17 protein-coding genes are annotated in these 21958 nt (G+C 33.6%); 12 read left to right on the top strand and 5 right to left on the bottom strand.

What is annotated here, in order from left to right; translation table 11 throughout:
* Positions 1-66: 66 nt before the first annotated feature.
* The gene (locus tag FQU21_RS03695) at positions 67-639 is read right to left on the bottom strand and encodes an RNA polymerase sigma factor (protein WP_187269313.1); all 573 of its coding nucleotides are present in this window, start codon (positions 637-639) and stop codon (positions 67-69) included.
* Between the two features lie 427 nt (positions 640-1066).
* On the opposite strand from FQU21_RS03695, the gene FQU21_RS03700 reads away from it, so the two are divergent.
* Both FQU21_RS03700 and FQU21_RS03705 read left to right on the top strand, forming a co-directional pair.
* The gene (locus FQU21_RS03700; protein ID WP_147676684.1) at positions 1067-2260 is read left to right on the top strand and encodes a pyridoxal phosphate-dependent aminotransferase; all 1194 of its coding nucleotides are present in this window, start codon (positions 1067-1069) and stop codon (positions 2258-2260) included.
* A gap of 3 nt (positions 2261-2263) precedes the next feature.
* Positions 2264-3373, top strand: coding sequence for an AEC family transporter (locus FQU21_RS03705; RefSeq protein WP_147676685.1), 1110 nt, complete (start codon positions 2264-2266; stop codon positions 3371-3373).
* A gap of 207 nt (positions 3374-3580) precedes the next feature.
* Here the strand turns inward: FQU21_RS03705 and FQU21_RS03710 are convergent, their stop codons facing one another.
* Together FQU21_RS03710 and FQU21_RS03715 are read right to left on the bottom strand one after the other, a co-directional pair.
* Positions 3581-4186, bottom strand: coding sequence for a trimeric intracellular cation channel family protein (locus tag FQU21_RS03710; RefSeq protein ID WP_147676686.1), 606 nt, complete (start codon positions 4184-4186; stop codon positions 3581-3583).
* Between the two features lie 205 nt (positions 4187-4391).
* Entirely contained in the window at positions 4392-5138 is a 747-nt protein-coding gene (locus FQU21_RS03715; RefSeq protein WP_147676687.1) for an RDD family protein, read from the bottom strand.
* Positions 5139-5161: 23 nt separating this feature from the next.
* Between FQU21_RS03715 and FQU21_RS03720 the strand changes: the two genes are divergently transcribed.
* From FQU21_RS03720 to FQU21_RS03765, 10 genes are all read left to right on the top strand, one after another.
* Positions 5162-6139, top strand: coding sequence for a stage II sporulation protein M (locus FQU21_RS03720; RefSeq protein WP_147676688.1), 978 nt, complete (start codon positions 5162-5164; stop codon positions 6137-6139).
* Positions 6126-7067, top strand: a complete 942-nt coding sequence (locus FQU21_RS03725) for a hypothetical protein (protein ID WP_147676689.1) — start codon at positions 6126-6128, stop codon at positions 7065-7067. Before FQU21_RS03720 ends, FQU21_RS03725 begins: the two co-directional genes overlap by 14 nt.
* Positions 7060-7827 carry a hypothetical protein gene (locus FQU21_RS03730; protein WP_147676690.1) on the top strand — a complete coding sequence of 256 codons (768 nt, stop codon included), beginning with the start codon at positions 7060-7062 and terminating at the stop codon, positions 7825-7827. Before FQU21_RS03725 ends, FQU21_RS03730 begins: the two co-directional genes overlap by 8 nt.
* Positions 7824-9020 (top strand): DUF4350 domain-containing protein, encoded by a 1197-nt coding sequence (locus FQU21_RS03735; RefSeq protein WP_147676691.1) that lies wholly within the window; start codon positions 7824-7826, stop codon positions 9018-9020. Before FQU21_RS03730 ends, FQU21_RS03735 begins: the two co-directional genes overlap by 4 nt.
* A 71-nt stretch (positions 9021-9091) precedes the next feature.
* Positions 9092-10096, top strand: a complete 1005-nt coding sequence (locus tag FQU21_RS03740) for an AAA family ATPase (protein ID WP_246124767.1) — start codon at positions 9092-9094, stop codon at positions 10094-10096.
* A 177-nt stretch (positions 10097-10273) separates the two neighbouring features.
* On the top strand, positions 10274-11605 hold the full coding sequence (locus FQU21_RS03745) for a DUF58 domain-containing protein (protein WP_147676693.1): 1332 nt from the start codon (positions 10274-10276) through the stop codon (positions 11603-11605).
* Positions 11606-11765: 160 nt separating this feature from the next.
* Positions 11766-13439 carry a glycerol-3-phosphate dehydrogenase/oxidase gene (locus FQU21_RS03750; protein ID WP_147676694.1) on the top strand — a complete coding sequence of 558 codons (1674 nt, stop codon included), beginning with the start codon at positions 11766-11768 and terminating at the stop codon, positions 13437-13439.
* A 161-nt stretch (positions 13440-13600) separates the two neighbouring features.
* Positions 13601-13990, top strand: coding sequence for a group III truncated hemoglobin (locus tag FQU21_RS03755; protein WP_147676695.1), 390 nt, complete (start codon positions 13601-13603; stop codon positions 13988-13990).
* 226 nt (positions 13991-14216) lie between these two features.
* Positions 14217-17429: a cytochrome c biogenesis protein CcsA gene (gene ccsA / locus FQU21_RS03760; protein ID WP_147676696.1), complete on the top strand. Its 3213-nt coding sequence runs from the start codon at positions 14217-14219 to the stop codon at positions 17427-17429.
* A gap of 74 nt (positions 17430-17503) precedes the next feature.
* On the top strand, positions 17504-18490 hold the full coding sequence (locus FQU21_RS03765) for an aldo/keto reductase (protein ID WP_147676697.1): 987 nt from the start codon (positions 17504-17506) through the stop codon (positions 18488-18490).
* A gap of 193 nt (positions 18491-18683) precedes the next feature.
* On the opposite strand, the gene FQU21_RS03770 is transcribed toward FQU21_RS03765, so the two are convergent.
* Together FQU21_RS03770 and FQU21_RS03775 are read right to left on the bottom strand one after the other, a co-directional pair.
* A complete protein-coding gene (locus FQU21_RS03770; RefSeq protein ID WP_147676698.1) occupies positions 18684-19334 on the bottom strand; it encodes a peroxiredoxin-like family protein in 651 nt (216 codons plus the stop codon).
* A gap of 151 nt (positions 19335-19485) precedes the next feature.
* The gene (locus FQU21_RS03775; RefSeq protein WP_187269314.1) at positions 19486-21558 is read right to left on the bottom strand and encodes a polysaccharide lyase family 8 super-sandwich domain-containing protein; all 2073 of its coding nucleotides are present in this window, start codon (positions 21556-21558) and stop codon (positions 19486-19488) included.
* Positions 21559-21958 lie beyond the last annotated feature (400 nt).

A 21958-nucleotide genomic window follows, 5' to 3' on the forward strand; every position in this document is an offset into this window, starting at 1 on the left:
ACATAGAAAAAAATAAAAAATGAGGTTTTTAACTTATAGATAACATTGCGGAAACAAAGCCGTAAACTATCGAAAAAAATAAAAGGTAACTAGCCAAACCAAAGACCTATTAATAGCTGTTTTTAGGTGCTTTAGAGCCAGGTATAATTGATTTTCTACAGTTCTTTGCGAAATTTTAAAATAATTAGCTATTTCTAAGTTTGTATAGTGCTGGAAACGACTCATATAAAAAATGTCTCTACATCTATTAGGGAGTGCTTTGGTTGCATGTTCTATAATATATTTTAAATCGCTACTATTTGTAGTTTGGTCTATTTCTGGAGCAAAGGTTAGTGAGGTAATTATGGTATCATCTAGTTCTGTAAACTGTACTTTTCTTAATAAGGAGATCGATCTGTTTTTTGCCGAAACAAACAAGTAGTTTTCAAAAGAGGAGATGTTTAAAGTCTCTCTTTTAATCCAAATATTGGTAAATATTTCGTGAACAACATCTTCAGCGAGTCCTTTATCATTCAAAATATTTAAAGTGTACGAAAAAAGTCTTTTCCAATAGATATGATAAAGTTGGTTAAAAGCTAACTCATTTCCGTTTTTAATCAATATTAATAGTTGCGTATCGTCGAGCTCACTTAACTTCACTTTATTAGAATTTTTTCGAAAATTAGCAAAAGCAATTGGGGCAATTTAAGTTTGTTGGTTAAGTAATTATTAATTTTAATTTATGTTGGTTAAATTTTTATTTAATAAGAAAGAATAAGTTGTAAATAGAATACCCAGAAAAGGAAAGTTGTTTCGCGCTTAAGAGGCCATAGATTTAGTTGAAAAGGCCCCATTGATTTTATTGGTACTTTTTAATGAATTTTGATAATTGCAATGAGTATTGTCGTTTTTTGCGTATTTAAAAAAAGCATTTTCACCTTAAAATCATCGTTATTATCATAGCCATAAAAAAACAACATGATTTTTTTGTTATAACAAATTAAGGGTATCGATTTTTATATTATCTATTCTAATAATTCTCTAGGAGTTTTTTAATTTGTAGTTCATTTAATTTTAAAAAAAAACTATGAAACCAACTGAATTTAGTAGAAGAGATTTGTTAAAAAAAGGAGGACTTTCTTTATTTTCACTAGCATTAATGCCAAATGATATTTGGAGTGCTAATGTTAAAAAAGCACAAAAAAGTAACCGTTCTTTTTTGTATAATTCTAGTAGTACTTTTAATGAGTTTACGCCACCTATATTACATGAAATTGAAGATAACCTAATAATTTTAAGGGCTAATGAAAATCCTTATGGACCACCACCAGAAGCAGCTAAAGCTTTTCAGGAAAAAGTGTTCTCAGGAAATAGATACGCTTGGAAAACTTTAAAAGAACTCGAAGCTAAAATTGTGAAGAATGAAGGGGTAACGCCCGACCAAATTTTAATGGGACCAGGCTCTTCAGATTTATTGGAAAAAATTGCTATGGTGTTTTTTAATGAAGGTGGTAATGTTGTTAGTGCCGATCCTAGTTACATGTCTCTTATAATTGTGGCTAAATCTGTAGGAGGTGAATGGAAATCATACAAATTATTGGACGATTCTCAGCACGATTTGGATGCCATGGAAGCTGGAATAGATGAGAATACAAAACTTGTTTATATCTGTAACCCAAATAACCCAACGGGGTCAATTACTGATGCAAAAAAATTAAAAGCATTTTGCCGTAGAGTTTCAAAAAAGGTACCTGTTTTTGTGGATGAAGCCTATATAGAACTTTCAAAAAATGGATTGAAAGATTCTATGAATACTTTGGTTGCAGAAGGAGAAAATGTTATTGTTGCTCGTACATTTTCTAAAATCCATGGTATGGCGGGTTTGCGTATAGGATATGTTATTGGTAAAAAAGAAACTTTAGATCGAATTAATAAAATTACTCGAGGTGGAATGGGTATTACAGGGCCCACTATAGCTGCCGCTTCTGCAAGTATAGATAATGAAGCTTTTTTAGTGGACTGCAAAGCAAAAATTACGGAAGCTAGAAATTATACTTTAAAATATTTAAAATCTAAGAATTTCTCATATTTACCTTCTGAAACCAATTTTATTATTTTTGAAATCCCTATGGATGGAGAACTATTTTTAGAAAAAATGTATGATAAAAAGGTTGCTGTAAGAGCCTTTAAGTTTTGGGATAAAAATTGGTGTAGAGTAAGTATTGGAACTCTAGATGAAATGGCAGTTTTTACTAATGCTATAAGCGAAATCTTTGCCTAAACCATGGAAAATTTTTTAAATAAACCTATTTCTTTTCTTCTTTTTGTGGCAATTGGGCTGCTTTTAAGAAAGAAAATATCGGCAGGTGATGAGACCAATGGATTAAAAAGTTTAATTCTTTCCATAATTTTACCTGCAACCATATTTATAGCACTTTTAAAGATAAAAATAGATAGTAACCTCATTCTTTTTCCTGCTTTAGCTCTTGGTTTAAATTTATTACTTTTAGCTTTGTCACCTTTGTTATTACTTATTATAGGCATAGATGAAAACTCGCCATCTGGAAGAAGCGCGAAACTTTTAATTCCTTCTTTAGCACCAGGTTTGTCTTGTTTTCCATTTATCTTAGAATTTTTAGGAGATACCGCTTTAGCCAATGCGGCAATGGCCGATTTAGGTAATAAATTCTTTGTGCTATTTTTATTGTATTTATTGGCCGTAAAGTGGCATTATAAAAAAGCAAACACCACTAAAATGCCTTTAAAATCTAGGTTAAAATCTCTCTTGCTAACGCTACTTTATGAGCCTGTTAACCTTTTTATTTTTGTAGCGCTTATTTTAGTCTCATTTAATATCTCTTTAGATAGTCTTCCTAGTTTTTTGGGTAGTACCTTGTCTCGTTTAAGCGCAATAATGACGCCATTAGTTTTAATTTTTATTGGGTTAGCGGTAAAACTAAAAAAGAAGCAATTTTTCGAAATATTTTCATTACTCATTCTTAGAGCAGCTTTTACACTTTTACTTGTTTCTATTGTTGTTTTTTCTTTTGATTTAGTGGTTAAAAATGATATTCTTGTTCTCATTGCTTTTTCTTTAAGTGCATGTAGTTTTTGGCCTTACGCTCATATTTCTGGAATAGATTTTAAAGAAAGAAAGCGAGAAGAGCAGGATAAAACGTTTAATGCTAATTTTGCAATATCGATATTGGCCTTATCATTACCTATATCTGTTTTACTAGTTTTAGGAATTCTAACCGCAAATACCGTATTTGTTTCTGTGCCTAACTTATTATCTTTAAGTTTAGTTTTGTTTTCTATTGGTATAATTTATCCTGTTATTTTAAAACTTAGAAAGAGTTCGTTCGTTTTGAAAAAAAAACAGGTTTTAGAGTAAAACATAAATCAATAACAGGTTTTTTTTAAATATTGAAGTCATGAATTATTTATTTTCCAGTTGTTTTAGATTTATACAAAGTGACATGGTATTTTTATAAATGCAGATCAATTTATATGAATATTAATTGTAAATGTAAAAACGTAAAACTTCTATGAATAAAACATGATTATGAAGTGGAATCGAAAATAAACCTAGAGCTATAACTTAATTTTTCCCATATACCGTTGGTAAAGATATTTTGAATATTACAGCTAATAACCTTATAATTATTACTACAACACCTGATATTATGAACACCCAATTATTTGGAATAGGAAATATGTTTAAAACAAAAAAGGTAATGCCTCCTAAAATACAAGCTGTAGCATAAATTTCTTCTCTAAAAATTATGGGAATTTCATTGCATAAAATATCTCGTATAACACCTCCAAAACTTGCTGTTATAGTGCCTAGAGCAATGCAAATAATAGGGTGTAAACCAAGGTTTACACCTTTTTGTATACCGATAAGGGTGTAAAGACTAATACCAATAGTATCGAACAAAAATAAAGAGGAGCGTAAGAAATTTATTTTAGATCGAAAAATAATAGCAGTTACAGCAGTTGCTAAAATAACGTAACTATAGGTAATATCTAGCATCCAGGTTACAGGTGTATTGCCAATGAGTAAATCGCGAAGGGTACCACCACCAACAGCGGTAACAAAAGCAATAATTAAAATGCCAAAGAGATCCATTTTTTTGTCAATGGCAATTAATACGCCAGAAATGGAAAAGGCAATAACCCCCAATATATCGATAATGTATAACATGTTTTCTGTCTTTAATTTAAGCCTAGATTGCGTTAGGGATTGAATGGCTTGTTTGAAATCCTTTTTGTTTTGTTAAAAACATAAAGATTGAGTAATGAAAGCCCGACCCTTGTGGTAACGCCAAAAAAGGTTTGCAAAATTAATCTATTTTATAATTTTAATGCCTTTTGATTGCGATATTTTTACTTTTGAAAGTATAATGGGCTTACATGTTTTGGGTGTAATAATTGTAATCTTTCATAATAACATCAATAAACTCGATGTCGGTTTTTTGAATCACTTCTTTAATACCAACCACTTCAACAAGTTTTTCGCGCAGTTTAATTAAGGTGCGGTAATCTTTCGATTTTTTTGCAGTGGTGAAGGTTTCTTTTATAATGCGGGCATCGTTATCCGATAGTTTTATAACGTTTGGGTAAGTGGGTTTGTAATCGGTATTTAAATTTTCTAAAATGGTATGGCTAATATTGATATTATTTTTTAATGAAATTACCGAAGTTCCCGCGGTAATATCACCCAATCTTTGGTTTTTGTTACTGGTAATTATTGCTATTAATGCCACGGCACCACTAAGCATATTGAGATCGACAATGCGAAAAAACCATCGGATTAAAAAATCGGACAAAGAAGCTTGGTAACCATCAATTTTAACTACTTTTATTTTTAAAATACGCTTGCCTGGCGTTTGTCCGTCAAGTATAGTTTCAAAAATGAGCGTGTATAAAATTACGGGCAAATAGCAGGTTACGTAAATGGCGCCTTTGGACCAATTATCCATATCCTGAATTAAAAATGGAATATCGAATAGGTTGAAAAGCAGTTGATACACCACAATAATGTAAGCGATTTTTATAATCCAATCGATACCATAAGCCAAAATACGTTCACCAACACTTGCTGCGGTGAAATTAATATTGACATTTTGTGTCGTATTTATTTGTAACTCTACCATGAATTGTTTTAATTTGATTGTACATGAGAGAAGTAGCTTTTATTAAACAAAACAAAGAAAAATGGCTGGATTTTGAAAAAGCTATTTTTGGAAAAACTTTAAAAAATCCGGACGAACTGGCTTCTCTTTATATTCATTTGGTAAACGACTTATCTTACGCTCAAACCTATTATCCCAAAAGTAAAACAATTCTTTATTTAAACAACTTAGCGGCCAAAGCTTTTCAGAAAATTTATAAAACAAAACGCGAAGACACCAATAGATTCGTGCAATTCTGGAAGGTGGAAGTGCCTTTAATTGTTTACCAAAATAGGCGTTATGTGCTTTATGCTTTCGCTATTTTTTTAACTTTTGTGGGTATTGGCGCCTTATCGGCTGCTTTCGATGATTCTTTTGTGCGTCTTATTTTAGGCGATCATTACGTGAATATGACCCTTGAAAATATTGAAAAAGGCGATCCCGTAGCTGTGTATAAAAGTGGTAGTAATTGGGGTAGTTTTATCGGTATTACGCTTAATAACCTTTACGTTGGGGTTTTATCTTTTATCTACGGCGTTTTCGGCGGTATTGGTACCGGATACATTTTGCTTAAAAACGGCATTATGCTTGGGGCTTTTCAGTTTATGTTTCAAAAACATGGCGTCCTTTGGGAGAGCGTTCGTGGAATTTGGATTCACGGTGCCATGGAAATTTTTGCTATTGTTATCGAAGGTGCTGCTGGTTTAATTTTAGGGGCAAGTATTTTGTTTCCTAAAACTTATTCACGAGTTTCAAGTTTTAAAATGGGCATGAAGGATGGCGTTAAAATTTTAATTAGCACCTTTCCGTTTACTATTTGTGCTGGGTTTTTAGAAGGTTTTATTACTCGCTATTCTAATATTATGCCCAACTGGTTATCGGTGGGTATTATTTTAATAACTCTAAGTATCATTTCATTTTACTATTTAGTATACCCATTTATTTTGAATAAAAAATTTAAAAAAGCACATGGAATTATATAAGTCACGAGGTTTTAGTGCCTTTTTTCAAGATACTTTCGCCTTTATTAAAGAAAACGGAAAACACTTTTTTAGAGAGTATTTTATTGTTAACGGCATCTTTTTATTGGTTTTGGCGGTTTTAGGATATTTTTTCACCAAATTTTATTCGGAGTTTATTTTTGGTGGTGTTTTAAATAATAAAAGTACCTCGGTTTTCGATGATTATATTAATGATAATTTAGTCTTGTTTTTAGCCATGTTTGTTGTGTTTATGCTTGTGGCTTTGGTTGCGGGTGTGGTATCCTATGCATTTCCTTTTATTTATTTAAAGCTTTACAGTCATAAAGGTGGAACCCATTTTGAAACCCGCGATATTTTAAATAGCTATAAAGAAAATGTGGGTAAATTAGTTACCTATATTTTGTGTTTCATGGCCATTGCCATCCCCATGCTTATTGTATTTTTAATTGGTGCTTTTATATTAGCGATAACTATTGTTGGAATTATGGCGCTTCCGTTGTTAGGTGGTGCGTTTATGCTTTTTTATGGTATGACTTTAATGGAATATCTGGAAGGTAAAAAAAGTGTTTGGGACTGTTTTTCTTATGCTTTCGATCTAATAAAATTAAAGTTTTGGGCTGCAGTAGGTAGTGTGGGGATGTTTTATTTTATCGTTTATATTATTCAGAATATTATTTCAATTATTCCCTATGTTTTCGGGATGGCAAGTGTATTTACTACCGTTCAAGAAGGCAGTTCTAATAGTGATGATCTTGGTTCTACTATGACCATTGTTATGCTTTTTGTGTTCTTTTTAACCTTTTTTACAGGCACCGTTTTGGGGAATGTGGTACAACTGAACCAAGGCATCGTTTTTTATAGCTTGAAAGAAGAAAAGGAAAACATAAAGACTAAAAGTGTAATAGATCAAATAGGTTCGGGTGAATAGAAAACAGTATCTACATATCGTGTTTTTATGCTTCGGATTATTAATGTTTTCCGGAACGGTTTTGGCTAAAAACCTCCCAACTTTGGTAACCGTTTTGGTGGAACAGGATACCTTGCAAATAGATACCACTTCCGTAGAAAAGCGACATTTCGAAAACTTAAAAGGTATCTATACCGGTGAAGAATTTGTGTACGATAGAACCGTAGAAAGCTCTGGATGGTGGACCCGATTTAAACTTTGGTTAAGCGCGTTTTTACAGAAATTTTTCGAAATGAAAGGGGAGGGGCAATCTTCAGAATTAACAGATCTAGTGCTTAAAATTGGTGCTGTTGTTATTTTTCTATTGGTGATATTCTTTGTTTTTAAAGCCGTAATGAATAGCGAAGGAAAATGGGTTTTTGGAAAAGGATCTGATAAAAACATCTTTCCGGTTAATGATATTGAAGCTAATATTCATGTTACAGATTTTAAAGCCCTTATCGCTTCCGCGGAAGCAGAACAGCAATACAGATTAGCCATTAGGTATTATTATTTGTGGCTTTTAAAGGATTTAACTCATGCCGAAATTATTGAATATGATGTTGAAAAAACTAACAGCGATTATCAAAATGAAATTACTTCCAAATCTATAAAAGACCAGTTTTCATACACCTCGTATTTATATAATTATATATGGTATGGCGAGTTTGATGTAAACGAAATCGAGTTTATTAAAGCAAAAGAAGCTTTTATTCAATTTTTAAAATCGATAAAAGCATGAATAGAGCAGTAAAAGTATATTTGGTTCTGCTCGTCTTTATCTTTGTGGGCGCCGCGGTTATCGAGTTTTCGAGAGAAAAACCTATCAACTGGAATCGGACGTTTAATGAAAAAGATAAAATTCCGTACGGTACGTTTATTTTATACAATCAGCTTAAAACCTTATTTCCAAAACGTACAGTAAAGACTATTAAAAACACACCTTACGAGTATTTTAATGCACTTTATAATTTAGAAGATAGCACGTATAATACTACCGGAACGTATATGCTTGTTGATAATTATGCAGGCTTAGATGATGTGTCTGCTCAGGAATTATTAGACTTTGTAGCGCATGGAAACGAGGTGTTTATGTCCTCTCATTTTCCATCAAAAAGCATTCAAGATTCTTTAGGTATTGAAGTCGATAGCGATTATACTTTTAAAGGCAACGCCAGTTTTAGTTTTTCAAATCCGCGTTTTCAAAACGATTCTATTACTATAGAAAAAGGATTGGATAATTATTATTTTAAAACCTTAGACTCTGTATCGACCACGGTTTTAGGCTATCAAAAACTCGATTCGGTGCAACGTATTAATTATGTAAAAGTGAAACATGGTGCGGGTCAATTTTACTTGCATTTACAACCCGTTGTGTTTACCAATTATCATTTGCTTAAAAACGATAATAAAAAATATGCCGAAGCGGCTTTGAGTTATGTTTCAAATGATACTATTCATTTCGATTCGGCAAATAAAATTGGGAGCGATTTAGGGAGTTCGCCATTGCGTTTTATTCTTAAAACACCGGCGTTGCGCTGGGCTTGGTACTTGGCTATTTTTACACTTATTTGTTTTATGATTTTTAATGCCAAACGCCGGCAACGCATTGTAAAATCGATAAAAGCTAACGAGAATACCACGGTAGCTTTTACAAAAACTATTGGTAATTTGTATTACGAAACCAAAGAACACGATACTATTATTGATAAAAAAATCACCTACTTTTTAGAATATTTAAGGCGAGAGTATTTATTAGATACACAGATTTTGGATGATAAATTTATTAAAAATTTAAGTCTGAAATCCAACAAAAAACAAGAGAGTATAAAACGATTAATTAATTTAATTTTACAATTGAAAGCCAAACGCCATTTGGAAGAGGCCGATTTGTTACGATTAAACAAAGCTATTGAAGCTTTTTATAATAAATAATTATGGACGAAAATAGTACGCCAAACCAAAATCATTTAGATTTAGAAAACGAGCAGCAAAACTCTGAAAACATGCTTTCGGAGAATGACGTTGCAGCTGAAACGAATTTAAATTTTAAAAATCGTATCGATTTAAGCGAACTCCAACAAGGGATTATGCTTATTAAAAACGAAATTAGTAAAGTGATTGTGGGGCAAAAAGGGATGATAGATATGCTTATTGCATCCATTCTCGCCAATGGCCACTCACTAATTGAAGGTGTTCCCGGAGTGGCAAAAACCATTTCAGCTAAATTGTTAGCCAAATCTTTAGATATTGGATTTAGCCGTATTCAGTTTACGCCCGATTTAATGCCGAGTGATATTTTAGGAACTTCGGTTTTCGATATGAAATCTTCGGAATTTCAATTTAAAAAAGGCCCCATTTTTTCAAATATGATTTTAATTGATGAAATAAATCGTGCCCCAGCAAAAACACAGGCCGCTTTGTTTGAAGTGATGGAAGAACGCCAAATTACTATTGACGGGCATACTTATAAAATGGATTTACCATTTATTGTTTTAGCCACGCAAAATCCTGTAGAGCAAGAAGGGACGTATCGTTTGCCCGAAGCTCAATTAGATCGTTTTTTGTTTAAAATTGATATTGATTATCCTAATTTAGATGAAGAAATTGAAATTATTAACAGAGAGCAGGCTTTACAAGGCGGAACTAAAACCGATAAAATAACCGCACATTTAAGTCAAACCGATATTTCTAAATATCAAAACCTAGTTACTCAAATTATAATTGAAGGACATTTAGTAAAATACATTGCCAATATTATTGTGAATACACGAAGTAATCCGTTTTTATATTTAGGAGCTTCGCCAAGAGCATCTATAGCTATTTTAAAAGCCAGTAAAGCTTTTGCAGCCATGAACGGACGCGACTTTGTAACCCCAGAAGATATTAAACAAGCCGCTATTCCAGTATTACAACACCGCGTTATTGTAACGCCAGAACGTGAAATGGAAGGGGTAACGTCTAAGCAGATTATTAAGCAAATTATTGAAGCTGTGGAGATACCTCGGTAGGTTTTAGTTTTCAGTCTCAGTCGCAGTTAAAAATACAGTCGCAGTTGCAGTAAAAAGTCTCAGTTTTAAGTAAACAGTTTACTCCGGATCTTAAAAAAATGAATATAAATAAACATAAATTTTACTTGTGTAACTATTAAAATTTTGACAATCTAACCAAGAACCAAGAACAAACAAATGAAACGCCTAAAACCCTTTTACATACAAAATCGTTTTTTTTACGCTTGCATAGCGCTCATGGTTTTGTTTGTCATCAGTTTTGTGTTTCCGTGGCTATTTAATTTGGTGAAGTTGCTCTTACTCGGGCTTTTTGCGCTCTGTATTTTAGATGCGCTTTTGCTGTTCGTCGCTAAAAAAGGAATAAAAGGGACGCGTGATTTACCTGAAAAATTCTCGAATGGCGATCAGAATGCCATTGGTATTTCAATTGAAAATTTTTACACCTTTCCTATATATATTCAAATTATAGATGAAATCCCTGTGCAGTTTCAAGTGCGCGATTTTAAAATTGATAGAAAGCTCGAGGCGTCGAGTGTTACCAAATTAGAATATCAATTACGTCCCACAGAACGTGGTGAGTACCAGTTTGGGAAACTTAATATTTACGTGTCATCGGTGTTCGGACTCATCTCCCGACGTTTTTGGTTCGATGATGATGTCATGATTCCTACTTACCCAAGTTTTATTCAATTACGAAAATATAACCTGCTCGCCATTAGTAATAATTTGTTGCAATATGGGGTTAAAAAAGTACGTAAGCTTGGACATACCATGGAATTCGAGCAAATTAAAGATTATGTTTTAGGCGATGATTTACGCACCATAAACTGGAAAGCGACCGCTAAGAGAAACCAATTAATGGTGAATCAATTTCAAGATGAAAAATCGCAGCCCGTTTATTCTGTAATTGATAAAGGGCGTGTTATGAAAATGCCTTTCGATGGGTTAACGTTGCTAGATTACGCCATAAATGCGTCTTTAGTAATATCCAATGTAGCGTTAAAAAAACAAGATAAAGCGGGGATATTCGCCTTTTCTAAAAAGGTTGAAAATAGAGTCGTCGCAGAGCGTAGAACCTCACAAATGAATTTAATTTTGGAGGCACTTTACAATGTGAATACCGATTTTTTTGAAAGTGATTTTGGACGCCTATATGCCGATGTAAAACGAAATATCAGACAACGAAGTCTAGTTTTACTCTACACTAATTTTGAAACTTTAGATGGTTTACATCGTCAGTTACCGTATTTAAAGGGTATTGCTAAAAGTCATTTGTTAGTGGTTATCTTCTTTAAAAATACAGAATTAGACAGCTTAATTTCAGATAAAGCTACCACAGTTCAGCAAGCTTATGATAAAGTCATTGCTGAAAAATTTGCTTTCGAAAAACGACTCATTGTAAACGAATTAAAGAAATACGGGATTTATTCTATTTTAACCACTCCCGAAAATTTAACCATCGATACGATTAATAAATACCTCGAAATTAAAGCCCGTGGTTTGCTTTAGTTTTTTAAATGTACACTTTTACTTTTATAAATGTTGTAAACAGTTGTTAGTGAATCGACGATTAAAATTTAGTTAGATTTCATACAGAATCCGTACGTTTTAGTCTTATGCGCTGAATATATTTTTATACCTTTAGAAAACATTTAATAGAGGTTGGATTATGAAAATAGGAGGTTTTTCGGTTTTAAACAGAGCGTATCAAATAGAAAAATTACAAACAGAACAATTTGATTTAGCTATTATTGGTGGTGGTGTTACAGGCTCAGGAATTGCTTTGGATGCCGCATCGCGCGGATTAAAAGTCTGCTTAGTTGAAAAAAGTGATTTCGCTTCGGGAACCAGTAATAAATCGACTAAATTAATACACGGCGGATTACGCTATTTGAAACAATTGGAAATTGGATTGGTTCGAGAATCGGGGTCCGAGCGTGCTATTGTGCATAAATTAGCACCGCATTTAGTGATTCCAGAAAAAATGTTACTTCCGCTAGTTGAAGGGGGAACTTATGGTAAAATGATGACATCTATCGGACTTAAAGTCTATGATTTTTTAGCCAATGTTACTGGGGATGACCGCAGAAAAATGCTGGATAAAGAAGAGACTTTAAGTAAAGAATCCCTTTTGGATGACGCTGTGATTTTAGGAAGCGGACTCTACGCAGAATACCGTACCGACGATGCACGACTAACTATCGAAATCCTTAAAAGAGCGGCTGAATTTGGTGCAACTATCATAAATTATTGCGAAATGACATCCTTTGTTTATAATCAGGATTCTAAAATAGAACGTTTAAATTGTATCGATTATAATACAGGGCATACCTTTCAAATTCAGGCTAAAAATTATGTTTCGGCAACCGGGCCTTGGGTGGATTTATTACGTGAAAAAGACCATTCTATGAATAAAAAACATTTGCACCTCACTAAAGGCGTGCATATTGTTTTTCCTTTTGAAAAATTATCGATTAAACAATCCATTTATTTTGATGTTCCAGACGGGCGTATGATTTTTGCAATTCCCAGAGGGCGTATCACTTATGTGGGAACAACTGATACCAATTACAGCGGGAATTTAGAGCGGGTAGTGGCCACCAAAGACGATGCCGAGTATTTATTAGAAGCTGTGAACAATATGTTTCCAACGGTTCATGTGTCAATAGAAGATATCGAATCTAATTGGGCTGGTTTGCGACCGCTTATTCATGAAGAAGATAAAGACCCGTCCGAGCTTTCTAGAAAAGATGAATTGTTTCTATCCAAAAGCGGACTTATTTCCATTGCTGGCGGAAAATTAACAGGATATCGTAAAATGGCACAGCGTGCTTTGGATGCCGTTTTAGATACTATGAACGATGAAAAACAGGAAAAATATAAAAAGTCAAGGACTAAAAAAATTCCCTTAGTTGAACCGGTGTTGGAAACTACGGAAGCGGTTAATGCGTATCAAAAAGAGATGGCTGCAACTTTAGAAAAGTTAGGAGTTACAGATCAGTATCAGGCTTGGTATTTATGTACAACCTATGGTAAACAAGCCGATATAATCATTGAGAAATCAAAAGCATTTGAAGGAGACGATGTTTTGAAACGCTTAATTAGAGCCGAACTTTGGTTTGCCATTCAGAACGAAATGGTAAATAGTTTAACCGATTTTTTTGTCCGTCGCACTGGGCGCTTATATTTTAATATTTCAAGTATAAAAAAATACTATCAGGTGATTTTAAAAGATGCCACTAATTATTTAAATTGGAATGAAAAGCGCAGGACTTCCGAAGCCGAAAAACTAGAGTTACTCTTAAAAGATGCTACCACTTATTATAAAGAGGTGTTCAAATAACAAAAAAGAAAAACATATTGAATAGTAAGCTGTAGGTTTGTTTAGTGAAATTCAATTAGTAAAATTATGGTATACTAATTAATTCGTGAATTCGTGGCTAAAAGTTTTTAGAAGCTATAGTTAGATGCATTAAAGTGCATGGTTTTAACTAAATTTGAAGTATGAAAAAAGATTTACAAACTCGCGAAGATGTAAAATTATTGGTAGCTTCCTTTTACGACAAAGTGAGAGCAGATACTGTTTTAGGTCCGTTTTTTAAAGAGGCTATAAAAGATTGGGATGCGCATATCGAACGCTTAACTACCTTTTGGGAAGCTAGTTTGTTTTTAAAAACGAAATACACAGGAAATCCGTTGGAAACCCATATTAAAGTAGATGCCGATCATCAACATAGTATCACACAGGTACAATTCGGACTTTGGTTAAATCTATGGTTTCAAACGATAGATGAACTTTTTGAAGGCGATTATGCCCAAAACGCCAAATTTAAAGCCCGTAAAATGGGCTCATTTTTATATCTAAAAATATTTGAAGCTCGGGAAATTAAGTGAGTTATTTCCTAAAAAAAAGATCGTTTATTAAAAATCAGTTGAAGCTCATTTGTTTCAGTTTCTAGAATTTTATAATGAATTGCATAGTGTATGGCTGTAATTATACTTTTTAAAATCATAAATTAGGGTTTAAAGCCGAACTTTAGTCCTTTTTTTATAACAGTTTTAACACTTCATAATAAACTTAAATCATTAAATTTGCACGACCTTAAAAAGGCCTTCTATTATGCAAAAAAAACTAGCTAATATTCTTTTCTCAACACGTTTAACCTCTGTTTTATTTATTGTTTTTGCCGCCGCTATGGCCACAGGGACATTTTTAGATGCAGGACAAGACATGTCGCCAACGCCATATTCTAGAAATTTAATTTATAATACCTGGTGGTTTGAGGGCATCATGGTGTTTTTTGTAATAAATTTTGTTGGAAATATTTTTCGATTCCGTTTATATAAAAAAGAAAAATGGGCCACTTTTATTCTTCATTTATCTTTCATTTTTATTTTAATTGGTGCTTTTATTACCAGATATGCTAGTTTTGAAGGGATGATGGCTATTCGTGAAGGCGCAACCGAAAATTCATTTCTATCACAAAAAACATATTTAACTACCTATATTGATGGTGATTTTAAAATTAACGGCGTAGAACAACGTCGTGTTTTAGAAAATGAAGTTGATTTTTCTGGACGATTAGAAAACGATTTTGTTGTACATACAGCATACCATAATACACCAGTAACCTTAGAATTAGAAAAATTTATTGTTGGTGCCGAAGAAGATATTAGGCCCGATGAGAATGGCGAGTCTTATTTAAAAATGGTTGAGGCAGATGGAAGTGGACCGCACAATCATTTTTTAAAAGAAGGTCAAGTGTCTAGTGTACATAATGTATTGTTTGCGCTTAATAAACCAACCGATGGTGCTATAAATATCACCTATAAAAACAATGAGTTGACTATAAACTCACCTTTTGAAGGGGAGTACATGACTATGGCAACCCGCGCAGAAGGGAAATTAGTAAAAGATAGTGTACAGCCTTTAATTTTACGTTCGCGTTATGTTATTGGTAACATGCAATTGGTATTTCCAAAACCTGTAGTAAAAGGTGTTTTCGATGTGGTTAAAAAAGCCACTTTTCTTAAAAATGATCAAGATGGTGTGGTATTAAAAGTAACCGCTAATGGTGAAACTCAAAGTGTGGGATTACTGGGAGGAAAAGGTTCAAACAGCAGTTTTAAGCAAGTTAAAATTGGTGGATTAGATTTCGCTTTTAAATATGGATCTAAAAATTTAGAACTCCCTTTTTCTATAAAATTAAACGATTTCGAAGCGGAACGTTATCCAGGAACAGAAAGAGGTTATTCAGCATATTCTAGTGAAGTTACGGTTATCGATGAGCAAGAAGGCGATTTCGATTATAAAATATTTATGAATAACATTTTAGATCACCGTGGGTATCGTTTTTTTCAATCAAGTTTCGATCCTGATGAAAAAGGAACCATTCTTTCTGTAAATCACGATTACTGGGGCACACTATTAACATATATTGGTTACTTTATGCTTTATTTTGGTTTAATGGCTATATTGTTTTCTAAGCATTCACGCTTTGGAGATCTTAAAAAACAACTTGAAAAAGTTAAGGCTAAAAAAGCAAAACTGCTCGGTGTTTTTGTGTTACTTTTCGGTTTACAAGGTTTTGCCCAAGAACATTCAGCCAACGATGGGCACGACCATTCCGCACCATCCAAAGCCCAAATCGATTCTATTTTAAAAGCCAATATTACACCCAAAGAACACGCGGCAGAATTTGGTAATTTGGTGATTCAAGATTTAAGCGGACGTATGATGCCGGTGAATACTTATGCTTCCGAAATGCTTCGAAAGTTAAGTAAATACGATACTTACGAAGATTTTGATGCCAACCAAGTGTTTTTATCTATTCAGGAAAGTCCGCAACTTTGGTACAATGTGCCTATTATTTATTTGAAAGCTAAAAAAGCCGACTCTATTCGCCACATGATTGGTCTCGATTTAGATGAAACCTATGCCACATTAGCTGATTTTTTCACAGAAAGAGGGGAGTACATTTTAGCACCATATTTGGACGAAGCTTATAAAGCTCAAGTGCCAAACGGATTTCAAAAGGAATTTAAAGAAGCCGATCAACGTGTTAATTTATTATTTAATACGGTTGAAGGACGCTCGTTAAAAATATTTCCTATTCCAGATGATGCTAATCATAAATGGATTTCTAATTATGAATATAAACAGGATCCAACCGTTATTAAGGATTCATTATATAACAACTTTGTAAAAAGCGGATTTTTAGCTTATTTATATACTTTGAATGCGGCTAAAAAATCGGGTGACTTTTCTCAAGCCTCAAAACTTTTAAAAGCCTTTAAAGATACCCAACACCGTTACGGCGGTTCAGTCATGTTAAGCGACCAAAAGATAAAAACGGAAGTACTGTATAATAAATACGATATTTTCAAAAAACTATTTAGCTTCTATATGTACGCTGGAACTTTTATGTTTATCTTATTAATTGTTCAAATATTTAAATCGAAAAATAAAGGATTAAATATGGCTATAAAAGGCTTTAAATTTATCATTATTGGTTTATTTATTTTACACACTACAGGGTTAATAGTACGTTGGTATTTATCGGGGCACGCGCCTTGGAGTGATGCTTATGAGTCTATGATTTACGTGGCTTGGGCTACCATGTTATTCGGGTTGCTTTTCGGAAGAAAAAGTGATTTAACCATGGCGTCTACTGCTTTTGTAACTTCCATGATTTTAATGATTGCACATTGGAACTGGATGGATCCTGCCATTGCAAACCTACAACCCGTATTAAATAGTTATTGGTTAATGATTCACGTGGCGGTTATTGTAGCGAGTTACGGACCATTTACCTTGGGCATGATTTTAGGTTTAGTAGCCTTATTTTTAATGATTTTCACCAACAAAGACAACAAAGACAAAATGCTGCTTAATATTAAGGAGCTTACTATTATAAACGAAATGGCATTAACCGTTGGTTTAGTCATGCTTACTATCGGAAACTTTTTAGGAGGTATGTGGGCCAACGAAAGTTGGGGACGCTACTGGGGCTGGGATCCAAAAGAAACTTGGGCGCTTATTAGTATCATGATTTATGCCTTTGTCGTGCACATGCGTTTGGTACCGGGATTACGTGGGCGTTGGTTATTTAATCTATGTTCTATTGTAGCCTTTGCAAGTATTTTAATGACCTATTTTGGAGTTAATTTCTACTTGGCAGGTCTGCATAGTTATGCCAGTGGCGATCAAATTGTAAGTGTAAAATTCATTGTAATTGCTGCTGTAATTATCGCTATTATCGGAGTTTTTGCTTATCGAGGACATGTTAAATATTATAAAAAACAACAAATTTATATCAAAGGCTTCAACTAAAAATTGAAGCCTTTCTTTTGTTAAAAAGATTCTAAAATTTTTAGAAATTATCTTTTAAAGTATAACTTTACACTATGCAAAAAAGACTATTAGGAATACACGGATTTAAAGTGAGTGAAGTTGGTTTAGGCTGCTGGCAATTAGGAGCAGATTGGGGAGAATCCCTGTCACAAACTACTAGTTTTAATATCTTAAACGAAGCCGTAAAAAACGGTATTACTTTTTTCGATACCGCCGATGTTTATGGTAACGGAAAAAGCGAAACCACCATAGGCGAGTTCCTAAAAACCACCGAAACACCAATAAGAGTGGCTACTAAATTTGGACGAGCAGCTAATGCCTTTCCTGATAAATATACCAAAGCCATACTCCGCGAAAGCGTAGAAGCTTCCATAGAACGTTTAGACGTAGAATCTTTAGATTTATTGCAACTCCATTGCATACCAATCCAGTATTTAAAAGACGGCGCTATTTTCGATTGGTTACGCGAATTAAAAGCCGAAGGCCTCATCAAACATTTTGGAGCTAGCGTAGAAACCGTAGAAGAAGGCTTGATTTGTTTAGAGCAACCCGGTTTACTTTCACTACAAGTGATATTCAATATTTTCAGACAAAAGTTAGTCACCGAACTGTTACCACAAGCCCAAGCCAAAGGCGTTGGTATCATTGTGCGTTTGCCATTAGCCAGCGGATTATTATCGGGAAAATTCACAAAAGACACCACTTTTTCAGAAAACGATCACCGAAATTATAATAAAAATGGCGAAGCTTTTAATGTTGGAGAAACCTTTGCAGGTTTGCCATTCCAAACAGGAATAGACCTTGTAGAAACCATAAAAACCAACATATTACCAAGTTCGTTAACCATGGTGCAATTGGCTCTACGATGGCTCTTGGACCATCCCGCAGTAAGCAGTATTATTCCGGGAGCAAGTGCGCCAAATCAAGTGATTTCCAATGCCGCAGTGTCAAGTTTAGAAAGCCTATCAGCCGAAACCCATCACGCATTAACCCAGTTGTATAACACACAAATTCACAATCAAATTCGAGGCGGATATTAAGTTGCTGTAATTATATTTTGGGCGCAACCCTTTGGGTCGGGCTATCCGCTGCAAGTCCTCGTAGCACCAATTTGCATTGGCACTACTGTGGGCTTTCCACTACTATCCCTTGCGCACGGTTCGCAGCGCTAGTATTTTAAATCAGTGGTCAGGGTTTTAATGCTATCATGCTTTTTCAAGAAGAAATAAACTTTTAAGATTGTTTTTTCAAGGCTTGAATAATAGCCTCTGGTTCAGCACGTGTTCTATAATCCACATCTACAAAACTCCAGGTTACAATGCCGGTACGGTCTATTATAAACGTTGCAGGAATAGGTAAAACAGTCCCATTACCGTTATTAATTGTTTCTAAATCGAGGTTTCTATCCACACGCATATGCTCCAATAAAAACTCGGGTACGTTCCAAGCAACACCGTATTCCGAAGCTACTTTCGCATTTTGATCAGATAATACAGTAAACCCCATGCTGTTAATTTCATTTTCAGTTAACGATCCGTCGGGCACTTGTGGGCTAATAGCCACTAATGTTGCGCCCAATGCATGAATATCGCTTAATCGGGCTTGTAAAGCTCTTAATTGCAAGTTGCAATACGGACACCAATCTCCACGATAAAAAGTTAGAACTATTGGACCTTCTTTTAATAGCATATCTAAAGACAATAATGTCCCTTCAGCATTAGGAAGTTTAAAATTAGGCGCTTTTTTTCCAATTTTTATAGCGTCTTTTCCTTGTTGGAATGCTTTAGCTTGGTTAATAATATCATCAACACCTTTCATAAATTCAGGTTTTGCTTGTCGTCCCGCTGCTATTTTTGCGTCAGTTTGTTCTTTTAAGGTTTTCATTAATTACTTAGGTTAAATTTGTAATGGGCTTATGGTTAAGTTACTATAATTCAATTCTTATTTTATTTTAAATATTACTAAAATGGATAATCAATTATAGTTAGCAAATATTTTAAAAGGCTGTTTTTTTATTAATAGGTTTTAGAATCTTTTATTTTAGAGATATTTCTATAGTTACAGGTGTTCCTTTTTTTATTCCAATAGGGAAATCTATGGTTTTTACAAAGGTTTCCACACCAGATTTACCGGTGCGCGTTATGGTAATTTGCCCAGATTTTAACTTTTGGGTTGGATCGGATACTGTAATACTTAATTGCTTCTGGTTTTCTTTGCACATTAAAATAGCAGGAACACTGGATGTTAGTTCAATTTTATCATTTATGTTGATGCTATCAGACTTGTGAAAAACCATAGCCGTATCATTATTGAAATGAACCGCTTGTATATTTTCTGTATTAGAAAGTATTTGATAAGGTTGGTCTTTATAGGTTTTTCTAAGCTTTGCTTTATCCATGTTTGGAAATACAGCATAGGCATACTTGTCGTTTTTCACGTTTTTACCATGGTCGATACCTAAAGTGAATACGCTTTTTGTAGCTTTTTCTTCTTTTTCAGATGAAGAATTATCGACTTGATTCCAATTGGCCAATTTGTTTTCTAAACTTACTGTAATGTTATGCCCTTCATTTATGATATAGCCTGTGCCTTGATGCCAAAAGCTATGAGCATTAGATTGTTTAGTTTCCGAATCTTCAAACTGTAAAATATCATCATCGTTAGTATAAATAGGCGTAGTACTAAAACATTGTTCTATGGTGGTTTGTAAATGCTGGTTGTTTTGCCCATTAATTCCAGCGCCTAAACATACCGTAAATTCAGGAAACAAAAAGTAGGATTTGTTGGCTGTTACGCCATCTCTATCGTATTGCATGCTAGTAATTGCTTTATTATTATGAGTTAAGCCACCTGTAAAATGGCTAGGAATATGGTAGCTATACCAGTCTAATTGGGGTAACTTTGTGGTATCTTGTACAGCGGTTGTTCCAGGTATTTTACGCCAATTCCAATAAGGAAAAATATTAAGATATTCTTTTCCTGTTTTCATAATATACATGGCGCCATCGGCAAGGTAATAGCCGCTTAGGTTTTCTCCATTTCCCGATTCGGAGCCTTTTACTCTACTAGAAACCATTCGTATCGAAACCATATATTGCGGGGTGTGTTGAATCATTAATTCAGAAAAAGGAAAATGTTTAACACCATTCAATTTGTTTTCATCACATATTGATTGATATAAATCGGCATGGTTTGGATCAATTTTTTTCATTTCAGAAGATGCTTTGCATAACCGCTTATATTTCTTTAGTTGCTCGTTAAGAAATAACTGTCGCCCACTGCTGTTTATATCGTAAACCCCTTTCCAAATTACCCAACGTTGACCTTGAGTAAAGTAATTACGCATTAAATCAATTTGTTCTTGCGTATAATCGTATTCTGAATTTTTTAAAATAAACATCCATTTCACTTGATCTTCAAGGAAGTGCAAGCCATAATTTCCAAATTGTAACTGTCGGCCGTGCTGATGAAACGAATAATCGGGTTGTAAGCCTTCTTCGTTGTTCGCGATTTGCATTTCATTACGGATATTTTTGGTAGCTTGTGCCACTAAGTCCAAATCGTGTTTTAAGATACTGCGCAAAATTATATTTGAGGAGACCCAAACTTTGTTTTGCCCAGTAAGATTTCCAAACACAACACGATTCATAATTGTTATTCCTTTTTGCCACTGTTTTTCGTTAATACTATTTTCCATTAACAACATAATAAGGCCAATATTTTGTGGCACTCCAATTTGTGGATACCACCAGTTAGGGTTTATAATATCATGGTTTACCCACCAATTGTAGGCCAGATGTACATTATTGTAAAGTGTTTGGTTTTTATAGTGTTTGTTTCCTTTTTTTTGATAGGCTATGGCCATGTCAACAGTTCGATATAAATGCTCTCGTAATGGCCAATTCCCCCGTACTTTATTGGTGTAATCGATATCGCTCCAAGTGCCGTCCGGATTGATATTGTAAAAGTAGGGGAGTGTAGCTAAATTTTCTTCTTGCATAAGAAGGTAATTGATCCAATTATTTTTTAGAATGTCTAGTTGTTGGTCTTGTGCTTTTGTTGTTATGGGGAAAAAAATGATTACTATTAGAATATATACCTTTTTCATTAGCATCTTATTTTTTAATCTTTTTTTTTTGTTAAAACAATATAAGGGTTATGTCTATTTATAACAAGGAATTAATAGAACTTTAAGTTGTTGTATTTTTTAAGCAAAGGGTTTTAGTGATATAATTTATAGAGGTAGATTATGGATTTAGTAAAAAAGAGAACTAAATTTTGTGTTTTTTGTTATAAAAAGCGATTTTTTATTATATTTACTAAGGTTAAATAAGAATCTATCATGTAGATCTTTTTTAATTTTGTTAGATTTTGATTGAAATATACGCTACAACAATCTATTGTATTATCTCTAAAAAACGTTAAAATATTTAATTTAAGTAAAACTATAGGTTGGGTTTTAGTATACTTAATGATAAAATTTTGTATATAATATCTTACTGTTGTCT

This window comes from Algibacter pacificus, assembly GCF_008033385.1.
Classification (GTDB): domain Bacteria; phylum Bacteroidota; class Bacteroidia; order Flavobacteriales; family Flavobacteriaceae; genus Algibacter; species Algibacter pacificus.